Here is a 15,249-nt window from a genome sequence, read left to right as displayed (position 1 = left end):
TTTGGTTCACCAAACTCCTTTGAATTCACGAACCGCGTTTTGCCACGAAAGCCCGGAGACGCCCTCGCTACGGCGTCTGGGATTTTTCACACGCTCTGAGCTTGCCTGCGGGCGTCCGGCAGGGCTATCCTTCCGCTCTTGTTTGAATTCCCGGAGCCGGTCCGCCATGGCCCGTATCACCGTTGAAGATTGCCTCGCCGTCGTGAACAACCGCTTCGAGCTGGTGGTGATGGCTTCGCGCCGCGCCCGCCAGCTGGCCAACGGTGCCGACAACCAGCTCGGCCTGCAGGACCCGGAAGACAAGCCGACCGTGCTGGCCCTGCGCGAAATCGCCGCCCGCCGCATCGACATCGCCACCATCGAGGCGGTGGAGAAGGCCGAGCGCGAGCGCGCCGAGCGTGAGGCTCTGGCCTGGGCCGCGGCGGAAGTGGACGACGACCTTTCCAAGGGTGGCGACGACCTCTAAGCCGCTCCGGCACGGATGCTCCGCAACGGCCCCCGCGTGGGGCCGTTGGCGTTTTCGGCATCCGTCGCGCGCAGCCCCGCCTCTTTGCCTGAGCGCGCGCTTCCTGCCGAGGCGACCTTGAATCCCTGCCCGAACCGGCCCCAAACGCTTGCGACAGCGCGCTTGCCGCCGGGTCGGGCGCTGTTTAGGCTCGCGTCATGCCCCCTTCTGCCCTAGCCAGCGCCGACGCGCCCTTCGACCCGTGTCCGGAGGCCATCGAGGCCCTCCTGGTCAAGCTGCGCCCCTACCTGCCGGCCGAGCAGATCCCCACGGTCAAGCGCGCCTATCACGTCGGCGCAGTCGCGCATGACGGCCAGACCCGCAAGAGCGGCGAGCCCTACATCACCCATCCGCTGGCGGTGGCCGGCATCCTCGCCGAGCTCGGCATGGACGTCGAAACCCTGTGCGCGGCGATCCTGCACGATGCGCTCGAGGACACCCAGCTCGGCCGCGAGGCGATCTCGGGTGAGTTCGGCGAGGCCGTGGCCGAGCTTGTCGACGGCGTCACCAAGCTCGACAAGCTGAGCTTCCGCGATCGCAACGAGGCGATGGCCGAGAGCTTCCGCAAGATGCTGCTGGCCATGGCCCGCGACCTGCGGGTGATCCTCATCAAGCTCGCCGACCGCCTGCACAACATGCGCACGATCGGCTCGATGTCGGCGGACTCGCGCCGGCGCATCGCCCGCGAGACGCTCGACATCTACGCGCCCATCGCCCAGCGCCTGGGCATGAACCGGATCAAGTCCGAGCTGCAGGATCTCGGCTTTCGCGCCATGCACCCCTGGCGGCACGCGGTGATCGCGCGGCGTATCGCGCAGCAGCCGGTGATGCGCCGCGAGGCGATGGCCACGATCGAGGCGGCGCTGTCGCAGAAGCTCAAGCAGGAAGGCCTGAAGCATCGCCTGGTGAGCCGGGTGAAGACGCCGCACAGCGTCTACAACAAGATGCGCAACGAGTTCAAACCGCGGGCTGGCGAGGTGCGTGCCAAGCGCTTCGAGCGGGTCATGGACGTGTTCGGCTTCCGCGTGGTGGTCGAGCAGACCATGCAGTGCTACCACGCGCTGGGTGCGGTGCATGCCTTGTACAAGCCGGTCGAGGCACGCTTCCGCGATTTCATCGCGATCCCCAAGGCCAACGGCTACCAGAGCCTACACACGGTGCTGTTCAGCCCCTACGGCTCGCACGTCGAGGTGCAGATCCGCACCGAGGACATGGACCTGCTCGCCGAGCGCGGCATCGCCGCGCACTGGCTGTACAAGACCGACGCCCCGCAGAGCAGCAACAACAACGCCCAGAATCGCGCCCGCGCCTGGCTGTCCGAGCTGCTGGAATCGCAGCAGGATGCCGGCAGCTCGCTGGAGTTCCTGGAGAACGTCAAGGTCGATCTGTTCCCGGACGAGGTCTACATCTTCTCGCCCAAGGGCCGCATCTTCGCCCTGCCGCGTGGCGCCACCGTCCTCGACTTCGCGTATGCGGTGCACACCGACGTCGGCAACCGTGCGGTGGCTTCGCGCATCGACAAGAAGCTGGCGCCGCTGCGCACGCGTCTGACCAGCGGCCAGACCGTCGAGGTCATCACCGCGCCCTCGGCCGTGCCCAACCCGCAGTGGCTGGAGTTCGTGGTGTCCTCGCGCGCCCGCACGGCGATCCGCCACCACCTGAAGCGTCTGCAGCACGAGGATGCGGTCGAGCTCGGTCACCGCATGCTCGAGGCCGCGCTCGACGCCATCGAAGCCTCGCTCGAACGCGTGCCGCCGGCGGTGCTCGACCACTATCTGCAGGACAATCGCCTGCGCCGCCTGGAGGATCTGCTGGCCGACATCGCGCTGGGCAACCGCATGCCCCAGCAGGTGGCGCTGGCGCTCACCGAAGGCCGTCTTCCGGGCGAGCGGCGCTCGACGCCGCGGCTGGAGAAGATCCACATCAGCGGTGCCGGCCATGGCTTGCTCAGCTTCGCCGCCTGCTGCCGGCCGCTGCCGGGCGACGAGATCATGGGCTACCTGTCCTCCGGCAAGGGCGTGGTGGTGCATCGCATGGAGTGCCCGAACCTGCCGGAGCTGCAGAAGAGCCCCGAGCGCTGGGTGCCGGTCGACTGGGACCGCGAGGTCGAGGGCGATTTCCGCGCCGGCCTGCGCGTCGAGGTGCTCAACAAGCCCGGCGTGCTCGCCCAGGTCGCGGCGGCGATCGCCGAAGCCGAATCGAACATCGACAACGTCGAATACCAGGAGCGCGACCTGCGCATGGCGGTCATGCACTTCGGCATCGAGGTGAAGCACCGCAAGCACCTCGCCGACGTGATGCGGCGCGTGCGCAAGCTCGACGTGGTGCTGGGCATCCAGCGTCTGTAGCACCGCCTCCGAACCCTGACCCCGAACTCCGTGACGCAAGGAGCGCCCATGCCCCGCAACGCCATTCATTCCGACAAAGCGCCCGCCGCCATCGGCCCCTACTCGCAGGCGGTGCGCTGCGGCAACCTCGTCTTCCTGTCCGGCCAGATCCCGCTGTCGGCCAATACCGGCGAACTGGTGCTGGGCGACATCGCCTTCCAGACCCGCCGCGTGTTCGACAACCTGAAGGCCGTCTGCGAGGCCGCCGGCGGCTCGCTGGCCGATGTGGCCCGCATTGGCATCTACCTCACCGACCTCGGCCATTTCGCTACCGTCAACGCGGTGATGGCCGAGTACTTCGAGGCGCCCTATCCGGCGCGCTCGACCATCGGCGTCTCGGCCCTGCCGCGCGGTGCTGCGGTCGAGGTCGATGCGGTGATGGTGCTCGGCTGAGATCGGGCTTCCCGTTCAAGCCATGAACAGCCTCGCCGCGCGGCCGGGCATCGCGCACGCCGGCGAGGCCAGCGTGCGCGGCCTGCCGGGCGTGGGCCCGCAGGTGGCGCAGAAGCTCGCGGCCGCGGGCATCGAGCGCCTGCAGGACCTGTGGTTCTGGCTGCCGCGCAGCTACGAGGACCGCACCCGCGTGGCGCCGATCGCCAGCCTCGCCCACGGCGAGAAGGCGATGGTCGAGGGCCGTGTCGAAGCGGTCGAGAAGGGCTTCCGCTTCCGTCCGCAGCTGAAGATCGCGATCAGTGACGACAGCGGCGACACCCTGGTGCTGCGCTTCTTCCACTTCCATGCGGGCCAGGTCGCGCAGTTCACGCACGGCGCCTGGGTGCGCTGCTATGGCGAAGCGCGCCAAGCTGGCCTGTCGATGGAGATGGTGCATCCCAGCTACCGGCGCATCGCCGAGTCCGAGCGTGGCGAGGTGTCGGCGCGGCTGGATCCGGTCTATCCGGCGGTGGAGGGCATCGGGCCCGCGCGTTTGGCCCAGCTGGTGCAGGCGGCCATCGAGAAGCTGCCGCCGTCGGAGGAGTTCGAGCTGCTGCCGGCGGGCCTGCGCGCCGAGCTCAAGCTGCCGGACCTGGGCCGCGCCCTGCGCTTCGTGCACGCGCCCACGGTCGGCACCGATCTCGCCGCACTCAGCGACGGTCGGCATCCTGCGCGGCGCCGGCTGGCGCTGGAGGAGCTCTTGGCACATCACCTGAGCCTGCGCCGCCAGCGCGTCGACCTGCGCCAGCAGGGTGCACCGCCGCTGCGCGCGAGCGGTCGCCTCGCAAAGGCGCTGCGCGCCAACCTGCCCTTCGCACTCACCGCCGCGCAGGAGCGCGTGCTCGGCGAAGTGCTGCAGGATCTTGGTGCGAGCGAGCCCATGCTGCGTCTGGTGCAGGGCGACGTCGGCTCAGGCAAGACCGTGGTTGCGGCGATGGCGGGTCTGCACGCGGTCGAGGCGGGTGCCCAGGTCGCGCTGATGGCGCCGACCGAGCTGTTGGCCGAGCAGCATTTCAACAATTTCCGCAGCTGGCTGGAACCGCTGGGCGTCGAAGTCGTCTGGCTGGCCGGCAAGGTCAAAGGCCGCGCGCGCGCGGCCGCGCTCGCACGCATCGCGAAGGGCGCTGGAGTGGTCGTTGGCACGCACGCGCTGATGCAGGAGGGCGTGGCCTTCGCCGGCCTTGGTCTCGCCATCATCGACGAGCAGCACCGCTTCGGCGTGCACCAGCGCCTCGCCCTGCGCGACAAGGGCCTGGTCGGCAGCCGGATTCCGCATCAGTTGGTCATGACCGCCACGCCCATCCCGCGCACGCTGGCGATGACCGCCTATGCCGATCTCGACGTCTCGGTCATTGATGCCCTGCCGCCCGGACGCACGCCGGTGCAGACCGTGGCCTTGGGCGTGGAGCGCCGGCCCGAACTGGTCGAGCGCATCCGCGCCGCCTGCGCGGAGGGACGCCAGGTCTATTGGGTCTGCACCCTGATCGAGGACAGCGACGAGGTGCAGGCGCAGGCCGCGCAGACGACCTACGAGCAGCTGCTGGCGCAGCTGCCCGAGGTGCGCGTCGCGCTGGTGCACGGTCGCATGAAGCCAGCCGAGAAGCAGGCGGTGATGCAGGGCTTCAAGGCCGGCGACACCCAGCTGCTGGTGGCGACCACGGTGATCGAGGTCGGCGTCGACGTGCCGAATGCCAGCCTGATGGTGATCGAGAACGCCGAGCGCCTCGGCCTGGCCCAGCTGCACCAGCTGCGCGGGCGGGTCGGCCGCGGTGCGGCCAAATCGAGCTGCGTGCTGCTCTACCAGTCGCCGTTGTCGAGGCTGGCGCGCGAGCGCCTCGACACCCTGCGTCAGACCAATGACGGCTTCGTCATCGCCGAGAAGGACCTCGAACTGCGCGGGCCCGGCGAGCTGCTGGGGACGCGACAGACCGGACTGGTCGGTTTCCGCATTGCCGACCTCGGTCGCGACGCGGACCTGCTGCCCGCCGCGCAGCGACTCGCTGACGCTTTGCTCGCCGAGGCTCCAGAGCGCGCCGATCGCGTCATCGCCCGCTGGATCGGCGCCGCCGTCCGCTATGCGGGGGCCTAGGGCGGGCCTCGGCCCACCCGGAAGTGAGCTCATGGAGCGGGCCTTGGCCCACCATGGCCCGGACACTCACCCCGGTTGAGGCCACGACCCGTGCCAAGCCAAGCATCCACCGCCCGGCTCATCGCCGGCGCCCTCGACTTAGAACCGCACACAGCGAGAACACCGTGACCAAGACGCAGAAGCTCCTGATCGACACCGACCCCGGCGTGGATGACGCCCTCGCCCTGCTGATGGCGATGCGCCATCCGCGTGCCGAGGTCGTCGGCATCACCGTCACCGCCGGCAATGTCGGCATCCAGCACACCACCCGCAATGCGCTGAGCCTGGTCGAGCGCTGCGGGCTGGAGGTGCCGGTCTTTGTCGGTACCGATCGGCCCCTGGTATGGCCGCCAGTCGATGCCGCCTACGTGCACGGCAGCGACGGTTTCGGCGATGCTGGTCTCGCCGCCCCCACTCGGGCGCCGGAGAGCGAGCACGCCGTGCAGGCGATCCTGCGGCTGTCGCGGGAACACGCGGGCGAACTCACCCTGGTCACGCTGGGGCCGCTGACCAACCTCGCGCTGGCCTTGCGGCTGGATCCCTCGCTGCCGCAGCGGATTCCGCGCCTCGTGGTGATGGGCGCGGCGGTGACGGGCCTGGGCAACATCACGCCCAGCGCCGAGTTCAACATCTATTTCGATCCCGAAGCCGCCAAGGTGGTGTTCGACGCCTGGCCGGCCTTCGAGTTGGTGGATTGGGAGGCAACCCTGGCGCACGCCATGCCGGATGAGCAGTTCGGCCGCTGGCTGGCCGAAGGCGGCGAGCTTGCGCGCTTCTATGACGCGATCTCGGCGCAAACCCGTGCCTTCATCCGCCAGCATCACGACGACACCTTCCACAGCGCCGACGCGCTGGCGATGGCGGTGGTGCTGGAGCCCGAGATCGGCAGCGAGGTGCGCCTGCGCCGGGTCGAGGTTGAAGTGGCGCAGAGCCTCTACCGCGGCGCCACCCGCGTCGACTGGGACGGTCGCGATCCGCGCGGGCCGAATGCGGCGATCGTCGGCCGCATCGACCTGCCGCGTTTCCACGCCTTGCTGCGCACGGCCCTGGGCCTCGCCTGAGCGACCCGGGGCGGACCGCGCTGCGTGCCTCAGCGCGCGCGCGCGGCCTCGCCCTCATCCTCCGCCGCTGGCGCTCGTGGCATGTCGCGCACGTGGAGATCCATCTGCGGGAACGCGATCTCGATGCCATGCTCGGCAAGCAGGGTGGCGATGCGTCCGTGCAGGTCGCTCTGCGCCAGCAGGCGCTGGTCGATCGCCGGCACGAACACGCGCAACTCGAAGTCGAGCGAGCTCGGGCCGAAGGCCAGCAGCCAGGTGCGGGGGGACGGTTCACTGGCGATGTGCGGGCACTCCGCCGCGGCCTGGAGCAGCAGTCTGTGCACCTGCGCGACGTCGCTGCCGTAGGCGACGCCAACCCGGATCGTCACCCGCGTCATCGAATCGGTCAGGGTCCAGTTGGTCAGGCGGTCGGTGATGAAGGCCTTGTTCGGGATCACCACTTCCCTGTTGTCGAAGTCGAGGATGGTGGTGGCGCGGGTGCGGATGCGGGTGACTCGACCAGTGAACTCGCCGATGGTGATCACGTCGCCGACCCGGAAGGGACGTTCGAACAGCAGGATCAGGCCCGACACGAAGTTGGCGAAGATCTCCTGCAGGCCGAAGCCGAGGCCGACCGTCAGCGCCGCAGCCATCCATTGCAGTTGCGACCAGCGCATGCCGAGGAAGCCGAGGCCGATGATCACGCCGAGGATGACGATGGCGTAGCGGGCGACGCTGGTGATCGCATAGCGCGTCGGGGCATCGATCTGCACCCGCGTGAGCAGACCGATCTCAAGCAGGCCGGGCAGGTTGCGCGCCGCAATCACGGTGAGCATCAGCACGGCCGCGCCCAACAGCGCGGCGCGCAGGCTGACTTGGCCGACGATGGCGCTGCCGTCGGCGGTCTTGTCGCTGAAGCTCCACAGAGCGATCTCGTCGAGGCGCTGCAGCGCCGGCAGGATGTCGGCCCAGACCCAGAACAGCAGCAGCACCAGCGCGGTTGCGCTGAGCGCGCGCAGCAGGCGCTTGGTCTGCGCCGAGATGCTCTGGATGTCGAGGCGGTCGGCTTCGATGTCGGCGGGCAGTTCGCCATCGCTGACGCCCTCGGCCAGCGCCGCGGCGCGCCGCTCCTCGGCGCGGTGCAGAGCGATGCGCCGCTCGCCCAGCAGGAACCAGCGACCGAGAAGACCGTGCAGCAGCGAGACCAGCAGAAGCGCCCCACCGGTCTGCCAGAGGCAGAGCACCAGCACGCTGGCGGTGAACACGTAGCCCGCGAGCGTCAGCCCCACGGTCAAGCCCAGCAAAGCCGGCAGGCCGATGCGCAGGGCCTGGCGCAGCCGCACGGGTTCGACTACGCCACCGCGGGGGCTCCACAGCCGACCCGGCGCGAGCAACCAGTGGAACAGCAGGCCACACGCGATGGCGAACACGATCAACAGGCTGCGCCCGGCGGTATCGATGGCGAGATCCTGTCCTCGGACCAGCGCCAGCGTGCTCAGGAACTGCGCCGGCAGCAGCACCAGCGCGGCCTGCGGCACGATCCGCGCCAGCGCGTCGCGACGGGCGCGCGTCCAGCGGAAGTGGGCATGCGCGAGGCCGTTGTCGATGACCAGCCAGCGCAGGAAGGTGAACAGGGCGATGCTGCCAGCCAGCGCCGCGAGCGCTGTGCCGATGGAATGCGTATAGCGGCCGGGATCCCCCGCGTGCTGCAGCAGTCGGCCGCACAACCAGGCCAGTGCCGCCCAGGGCAGCGCGGCGAGCAGAGTCCAGCCCAGCGCCTGCCAGGTGTGGCGATAGCTGTCTTCGCGAATCGTGCGCGTGGGACGCGCAAGTTCAGGCAATACCTGCCGTGCACGCTGCTGCAGCACGAACAGCGCGACCACCAGCAGGCCGCCGGCAAGCACGCTCCACGGCCTCGCGAAGACTGCATCGATCGCACGCGCGCTGCTTTCGACCAGTCGCCCCGGCGCCAGAAGATCGAACCAGCCCGCGGGCTGCGCGCGCAACCACTCGAAATCGACGCTGCGGTGGCTCGGAATCCAGAACAGCTGGCGGTCGAGCAGGGCCTTGAGCTGCAGGCTCGCGGCGAGCTGTGCGTCCAGCGCCACTTCGGCCTGTTCGATGCGCTCCAGCAAGCGGCGCAGGCTGGTTTCCAGGCGACGCAGAAGTTCATCGCGGGTCTGCAACAGGCCATCGACACGCGCCAGGATCGCGGGGTCGCGCGCGTCCGCTTCCTCCAGGGCGCGGTGAAGGTCGTTGCGCTGGATTTCCAGTGCGCTGCCGGCGTCCGCCAGATCGAACAGCCGCAGCCTGATCTGCACCGCCTCCTCGCGCAGCGAGCTGACTTCGCGCTGCAGGCCCTCGGGCTGGGGCAGCCGCTGGCGCTCGCGCAGAAGCACCGCACCCACCGCCTCGGTGTCCGCACCAAGCGCGAGACGCGAGGCGGCATCGCGCAGCGCGCGCTCGATCCGCTCACGCTCATGCTGCACGCGCGCGGCGTCGATCCGCATCGCGGTCAGGCGCGCATTGGCTGAGCTGAACTCGCGGCCCAGTGACAGATTGGTGGCGGCCGCGTCACGCAGCGGGTCCGCTGCTTCGGCGAGTGCGTTGGCCTCGGAGTCGAGCTGCCGCAGCAGCTCGGCCAATTCCGATTCGGAGCGCTCGCCCAACCGCGCCTGCACCACGCTCGCCAGCGCCTCGGCTTCTCCCAGCTGCTGGCGCAGGCGTCGCAACTTCAGTTCGAGTACTCGGCGCCTCAGCTCGGCGGTGCCTTCATCGATCTCGGCGCGCTTGAGTTCGGCCCGGCGCAGCTCCAGCTCGGCCAGCTGGCGTGTGCGTGTGGCCTGCGATTCGAGATCCGTGCCCTGGGCGCCGGCAAGCCGCTGTTCGAGCGTGCCGATGGTCTCGCGCAGGCGGGCCAGCGAGCTGCCGTTGCCGACATCGAGGGCATCGAGACTGGCCGCCAGAGTCTGCTGTTCGCGCCGCAGCGGCTCGATGCGGGCCTCCAGCGCGCGCAGCTCTTCCTCGAGCGCTTCCGGTGTCTCCAGCGTCTGGATGCGGGCCCGCTCTGCCTCGGCCACGCCGGTGCTGCTCCGCTCCAGTTCGCGCTCGATGGCACGCGCCTCGGCCTCCGCGCGTGCCGCCTCTGCTTCGATACGGACAGTGTCCGTGAGGACCTGCGCCGCGCTCGCACGGTCGCCGTGGGCAGAGTCCAGCTGCGCGAGGAGTTCAGTGCGCTGGGCATCGGCGAGCCCTGCAGCGGCGCTGATCCGCTCGCGCAGGGCGTCCAGCGCCATCACATCGGCGTCCGCAGTGTCGGTCCGGCCGGCAAGCGCTGCGGAGCAGATACTCGCCAGCCCGGTGATTAGGAGGATGGACAGGGCGACGCGGCGCATGGTCATGGCAAGGCTTGCAGGATCGAGCTGGGAACGTTACCATGCCGCTCTTGTCTCGCCGAATTCCGGGCCGATCCATGAAAGCCGACATCCACCCGAAGTACCAGCCGGTCGTGTTCCAGGACGTGTCCTGCGACTTCTCCTTCCTGACCCGCTCCACGCTGACCAGCAAGGAGACGATCAAGTGGGAAGACGGCCAAGAGTATCCGCTGATCAAGGTGGAAATCTCCGCTGAGTCGCACCCGTTCTACACGGGCAAGCAGAAGATCGTGGACACCGGCGGACGCATCGACAAATTCCGCCGTCGCTACGCGCAGAAGTAATCCCCCCACAGGGTTTTCGTCTTCAGGCCTGGCAGCCTCTCGGCTGCCGGGCCTGTTGCCGTTCCGGCGCCGTCGAGCCCCGGCTTCACCAAAGTTGGACGGACCACTGAACCGCTGCGTGGCATACTCCCAAAGTTGACCGGCGGCTGTGTCCTTCCACTCGAGCCGGGGCCCCAGCGCGGGCCCGACGGTGGTTCCGGCGCAGCTCTTGCTTCACGAACTGCCGGAATCCTCGGGAGGGTGAACAGCCCTCCGCCCGGCGTGCGCAGCCTGCCGGCTGGCGGCGCCCCCTCCCCCCAAGTACGCACCAAGGAGTAAGCCGTGTCCGAGAGCCAGAGCCTCACGCTCACCGATTCCGCTGCCGGCAAGAGCGCCGAGTTTCCCCTGCTGCGCGGCACGCTCGGTGCCCCCTGCGTGGACATCACCAAGTTGCCGAAGGAAACCGGCTACTTCACCTACGACCCGGGCTTTGTCGCCACCGCCAGCTGTCGCAGTGCGATCACCTACATCGACGGCGACCAGGGCGTGCTGTTGTACCGCGGCTACCCCATCGAGCAGCTGGCCAAGCACTCCAGCTTCCTGGAGGTCGCTTACCTGCTCATGCAGGGCGAGCTGCCGAACGCTACGCAGTTCAAGGCGTTCGAGCACGAGGTCACGCACCACACGATGATGCACGAGGCTCTGAAGAACTTCCTGCACGGTTTCCGCCACGACGCGCATCCGATGGCGATGCTGTGCGGGATGATCGGCTCGCTGGCGGCGTTCTACCACGACAGCCTCGACATGGAGGACCCGGAGCAACGCCGCCTCGCCGCGATCCGCCTGATCGCCAAGGTGCCGACGATTGCCGCCGCCTGCTACCGTTACTCGATCGGCTGGCCGGTGCGCTATCCGCGCAATAACCTCGAATACGTCAACCGCTTCCTGCACATGATGTTCGAGGTGCCCTCGGGCCCGCTGGAGCTGCCGCCGGTGGCGGCCAAAGCGCTGGATCTGCTGTTCATCCTGCACGCCGACCACGAGCAGAATGCGTCCACCTCGACCGTCCGCCTGGTCGGTTCGACCGGCGCCAATCCCTATGCCTGCGTCGCCGCCGGTATCGCGGCGCTGTGGGGGCCGGCCCACGGCGGTGCCAACGAGGCGGTGCTGAAGATGCTGGAGGAGATCGGCCGCCCCGAGGACGTCGCCAAGGCGGTGGAGAAGGCCAAGGACAAGAACTCGGGCTTCCGCCTGATGGGATTCGGCCATCGCGTCTACAAGAACTACGACCCGCGCGCCTCGATCATCCGCGAGATGACCCACAAGGTGCTGGCCGACCTCGGCGTCAACGATCCGCTGCTCGAAGTCGCGATGAAGCTGGAAGAGGCCGCGCTGAAGGACGACTACTTCGTCGCCCGCAAGCTCTATCCGAACGTCGACTTCTACTCGGGCCTGATCTACAAGGCGCTCAACATCCCCACCGAGATGTTCACCGTGATGTTCGCCATCGCCCGCACTGCTGGCTGGGTCAGCCACTGGTTGGAGCAGCAGAACGATCCGGAAGCCAAGATCGGCCGCCCGCGCCAGATCTACACTGGTGCTGCCGTGCGCGACTACACGCCGATCGCTTCGCGCTGATTGCTCGCTGCAAGGCAACGCGAACGCCCACCCCACGGTGGGCGTTCGCGTTTGTGATTGCATGGATCCCCGTGCCGCCTCCGCCGGATCAGGCTTCCGGATGCGCCAGCAGCTCGCGCAGTGCCGCCAGCGAGGCCCGTCTCATGGGCCGGTCGTCGATGCGGTCCAGCGGCGCCTGGCGGAGGGCATCGCGTGGCAGCACGGTGAGGTCGAAGGGCGTGCCGTCGGCGCTGAAGACGTAGACCGGGAAGAGGGCGCTGCGCTCGCGATCGAGCCGCAGCCGGCGATTCTGCTGTTCGACCGGGATCCCCCGCTCCTCGAGGAAATGGCCGACGCTCTCGGGCTCGTCGCTGAACAGATGCAGGCAGACCGGCGAATGCTGGTCGGCCGAACCATCGAGCACGGCGCCGACGAGGCGGGGGTCGAAACGCTCGAAGAAACGCAGCGCCTCCAGCGCTGCTTCACGCAGCTGGCGCAGGACCTGAGGCTGCGCCTCGGCACGGAACAGGCGCTGGTACACGCGCAGCGCCTCTTCGATCTCGGCATTGCGTGGCAGTGCGTTCTCGTCGAGCACGCCCAGCTTGGCGGCCGCGCGCAGCTTGGCAAGGTGGAAGTCGCGGAGGCCGCCTTCGGCGATCAGCCGGGCGGCTTCGGAGGCCAAGCGCTGGCGGGTTTCGCGGGTGCGGGTGCGGGCGTGCTGGGCGGCGTGTCGCATGGCGTTCCCCACGGGTACTCACAGGGACCCGAGCATAGCGGACGCGCATGACCACGGCGTCTGGGCATCGGCAAAGTGCGCAGACTCAGAAGATATCGAAGCTCTCGCGGGCGTCCAGCGTGCGCTGGTCGGTGGGCTCGCTGCGCTGCAGTCGGGCGATGTCCTCGACCCGGATCAGCTCGGGCAGGGCGCCCGGCGTGCCCGGCGGCAACAGGGCGCCGGTGACCGGATCGATGGTGACCGTGGCGATGCCGGAGGGCAGCGGCAGCTGCGATTCCGGCACGCCTTCGAGCGCGCCGCGCATGTACTCGATCCAGATCGGCAGCGCGGCGCGCGCGCCGAACTCGCCGCGGCCCAGCGAAGCGAAGTCATCCATGCCCACCCAGGCGGCCACGGCCTGACCGCCGCCCACGCCGACGAACCAGGCGTCACGGTGGTCATTGGTGCTGCCGGTCTTGCCGCCGATGTCGCTGCGATTCAGCACCAGAGCGTTGCGGCCGGTGCCGCGGCGGACGACATCGCGCAGCAGCGAGTTGACGAGGTAGGCCGTGCGCGGATCGATACGCCGCGGAGCGAGCACGATTTCGCCGGCTTCCGCCGCAACCGGGTCGGACGTGGCCGACCCGGTGTCAGGCGCTGGCGGTTCGGTGGCAGTCGCAGGTTGCGCGGGGCCGAGGTCAAAGCCGGTGTCGCTGCCGCTGGCGAGTTCCTCGCGCAGCCGCTCGGGGCACTCGCGGCAGGCGCGCGCGGGATTGGCCTGGAATACCACCGTGCCGTTGCGATCCTCGATGCGCTCGACGAAGTAGGGCTCGACCAGATAGCCGCCGTTCTCGAACAGGGTGTAGCCCCGCGCCATCGCCAAGGGCGGCACCGAACTGGTGCCGAGCGCGAGCGAGAGGTTCTCGGGCAGGCTTTCGGCGCTGAAGCCGAAGCCCTGGATGTAGCGCCGCGCGAAGCTCGCGCCGATCGCATCCAGCAGGCGCACCGAGACCAGGTTGCGTGAAGTCACCATGGCCTCGCGCAAGCGCATGGGGCCGGCAAAAGTGGCGTTGTCGTTCTGTGGCCGCCAAGTGGTGCCGTCGTGTTGGCGGAACACCACAGGTGCATCCAGCACGATCGAGCCGGGCCCGTAGCCGCGCTCGAAGGCCGCGGCATAGACGAAAGGTTTGAAGCTCGACCCGGGCTGGCGCTGCGCCTGGGTGGCGCGGTTGAACTTGTTGAGGGCGAAGCTGAAGCCGCCGGCCAGCGCGCGCACCGCGCCCGTCTCGGCGTCGACCGCGGCCAGCGCGGCCTGTGCCCTGGGCAACTGCGAGAGCTGATAGACGCCCTCGGCGTCGAGCTCCAACCGCACCACATCGCCGGGTGCCAGTACGGCATCCACCGTGCGCGGGGCAGGACCACGACGGTCCTCGTCGATGAAGGGGCGCGCCCATTCGACCTGGACCAGGGCCAGCTCCACCAGCTGGCCGTCGCGCAGAAGCAACTGGGCACGCTCGGTCGAACTCTCAAGCACCAGACCCGCCACCAGCCCGGAAATGGTCGGGAAGTCCTTCAGCAGCCGCTGCAGCTGCTGCGGCGTGGCGTTCGCCGGCAGCTCGACCCGCGACTCGACCCCGCGCCAGCCGTGGCGGCGGTCGTAGTCCAGCAGCGCCTGGCGCAGTCCGCGGCTGGCGGCTGCTTGTCCGGCGCTGTGCAGGGTGGTGAACACGCGATGGCCATCGGACATCGCGTCCTCGCCAAAGCGCGCGATCGCGTCCACGCGCGCGATCTCGGCGACATAGGGCGCTTCCAGCTCGATCGCCGGCTCGTTGGGGCGGGCGGTGTCGGGCATCGCCTGTGCCTCCAGCAGCTCGGCCTCGCTGATGAAGCCAACCTCGTGCATGCGCTGCAGGATGTAGTCGCGGCGCACCCGGGCGCGTTCGGGGTTGGCCAGCGGGTTGCCGCTGGACGGGAACTTCGGGATGCCGGCAAGCATGGCCGCCTCGTGCAGGGCCAGGTCTGCCAGCGATTTGCCGTAATAGAACTCCGAAGCCGCGGCGATGCCGTAGGCGCGGTTGCCGAAGAAGCTCTTGTTCAAGTAGAGCTCCAGGATCTCGTCCTTGCTCAGCTCGCGTTCCATCTTCAAGGCGAGAAAAATCTCGGTGAGCTTGCGGGTGTAGCTGTACTCCGGGCTCAGGAAGAACATCTTGGCGACCTGCTGGGTGATGGTGCTGCCACCCGGCACGCGCTCCATGTCACTGGTGGCCAGCAGCCAGACCGCGCGCGAGATGCCGCGCCAGTCGATCCCCGGATGCTCGTAGAAGCGGGCGTCCTCGATCGCGATCACCGCCTGCTTGACCCGGTCGGGGATGTCAGCGACCGCCACCGGCTTGCGCCGGGCCTCGCCGAACACGGCCATCAGCTTGCCGTCCGCCGAGTACACCGACAGCGGCACCTGCATGCGCACTTCGCGCAGTACCTGCACATCCGGCAGGGTCGGGGCGATCAGCCACCAGGCCACACCCAGGGCGCCGAGGCCGATGGCAGCAGAGAGAAGCCCAGCCACGAGGGCCCAGCGCAACAGGCGACGGAACAGGCGCATCCGCGGGATCCGGCAGGTCAGGAACGGGCGCCGAGTATACGGGCCTGCCGATGGACTGCCGGACGCTGAAGCGGTGGCTTCCGGCCCGCAAGACCCCCCTCCGGACGGTCGCGGATGTGCGAAATC

Annotated in this window: 10 protein-coding genes; 7 read left to right on the top strand and 3 right to left on the bottom strand. The window is 69.0% G+C overall.

The genetic code is table 11. From position 1 onward, the window contains the following. The first annotated feature begins 166 nt into the window (after positions 1-166). From rpoZ to BLP83_RS15935, 5 genes are all read left to right on the top strand, one after another. Positions 167-466 (top strand): DNA-directed RNA polymerase subunit omega, encoded by a 300-nt coding sequence (gene rpoZ / locus BLP83_RS15955; protein WP_091245114.1) that lies wholly within the window; start codon positions 167-169, stop codon positions 464-466. Positions 467-663: 197 nt separating this feature from the next. Continuing rightward, positions 664-2,853, top strand: coding sequence for a RelA/SpoT family protein (locus BLP83_RS15950; protein ID WP_091245112.1), 2,190 nt, complete (start codon positions 664-666; stop codon positions 2,851-2,853). Positions 2,854-2,901: 48 nt separating this feature from the next. Further along, a complete protein-coding gene (locus tag BLP83_RS15945; protein WP_091245109.1) occupies positions 2,902-3,285 on the top strand; it encodes a RidA family protein in 384 nt (127 codons plus the stop codon). A 22-nt stretch (positions 3,286-3,307) separates the two neighbouring features. Beyond that, positions 3,308-5,413: an ATP-dependent DNA helicase RecG gene (gene recG / locus BLP83_RS15940; RefSeq protein WP_091245105.1), complete on the top strand. Its 2,106-nt coding sequence runs from the start codon at positions 3,308-3,310 to the stop codon at positions 5,411-5,413. Between the two features lie 164 nt (positions 5,414-5,577). Then, a complete protein-coding gene (locus BLP83_RS15935; RefSeq protein WP_176764238.1) occupies positions 5,578-6,513 on the top strand; it encodes a nucleoside hydrolase in 936 nt (311 codons plus the stop codon). A gap of 29 nt (positions 6,514-6,542) precedes the next feature. Here BLP83_RS15935 and BLP83_RS15930 read toward each other — a convergent pair whose 3' ends face one another. After that, positions 6,543-9,893 (bottom strand): mechanosensitive ion channel domain-containing protein, encoded by a 3,351-nt coding sequence (locus tag BLP83_RS15930; protein ID WP_091245101.1) that lies wholly within the window; start codon positions 9,891-9,893, stop codon positions 6,543-6,545. A 71-nt stretch (positions 9,894-9,964) separates the two neighbouring features. Here BLP83_RS15930 and BLP83_RS15925 point away from each other — a divergent pair, with 71 nt between their 5' ends. After that, the gene (locus BLP83_RS15925) at positions 9,965-10,210 is read left to right on the top strand and encodes a type B 50S ribosomal protein L31 (RefSeq protein WP_091245096.1); all 246 of its coding nucleotides are present in this window, start codon (positions 9,965-9,967) and stop codon (positions 10,208-10,210) included. Positions 10,211-10,531: 321 nt separating this feature from the next. Next, positions 10,532-11,827, top strand: coding sequence for a citrate synthase (locus tag BLP83_RS15920; RefSeq protein WP_091245093.1), 1,296 nt, complete (start codon positions 10,532-10,534; stop codon positions 11,825-11,827). A gap of 88 nt (positions 11,828-11,915) precedes the next feature. Here BLP83_RS15920 and BLP83_RS15915 read toward each other — a convergent pair whose 3' ends face one another. Then, a complete protein-coding gene (locus BLP83_RS15915) occupies positions 11,916-12,542 on the bottom strand; it encodes a hypothetical protein (protein WP_091245089.1) in 627 nt (208 codons plus the stop codon). Between the two features lie 85 nt (positions 12,543-12,627). Next, positions 12,628-15,123 (bottom strand): penicillin-binding protein 1A, encoded by a 2,496-nt coding sequence (locus tag BLP83_RS15910; protein WP_091245084.1) that lies wholly within the window; start codon positions 15,121-15,123, stop codon positions 12,628-12,630. Positions 15,124-15,249 lie beyond the last annotated feature (126 nt).

Source organism: Aquimonas voraii (genome assembly GCF_900101825.1).
Taxonomy (GTDB): Bacteria; Pseudomonadota; Gammaproteobacteria; order Xanthomonadales; family Xanthomonadaceae; genus Aquimonas; species Aquimonas voraii.
Note: the sequence above shows the minus strand (reverse complement) of the source record. Positions and strands in the feature narration are given on the sequence as shown.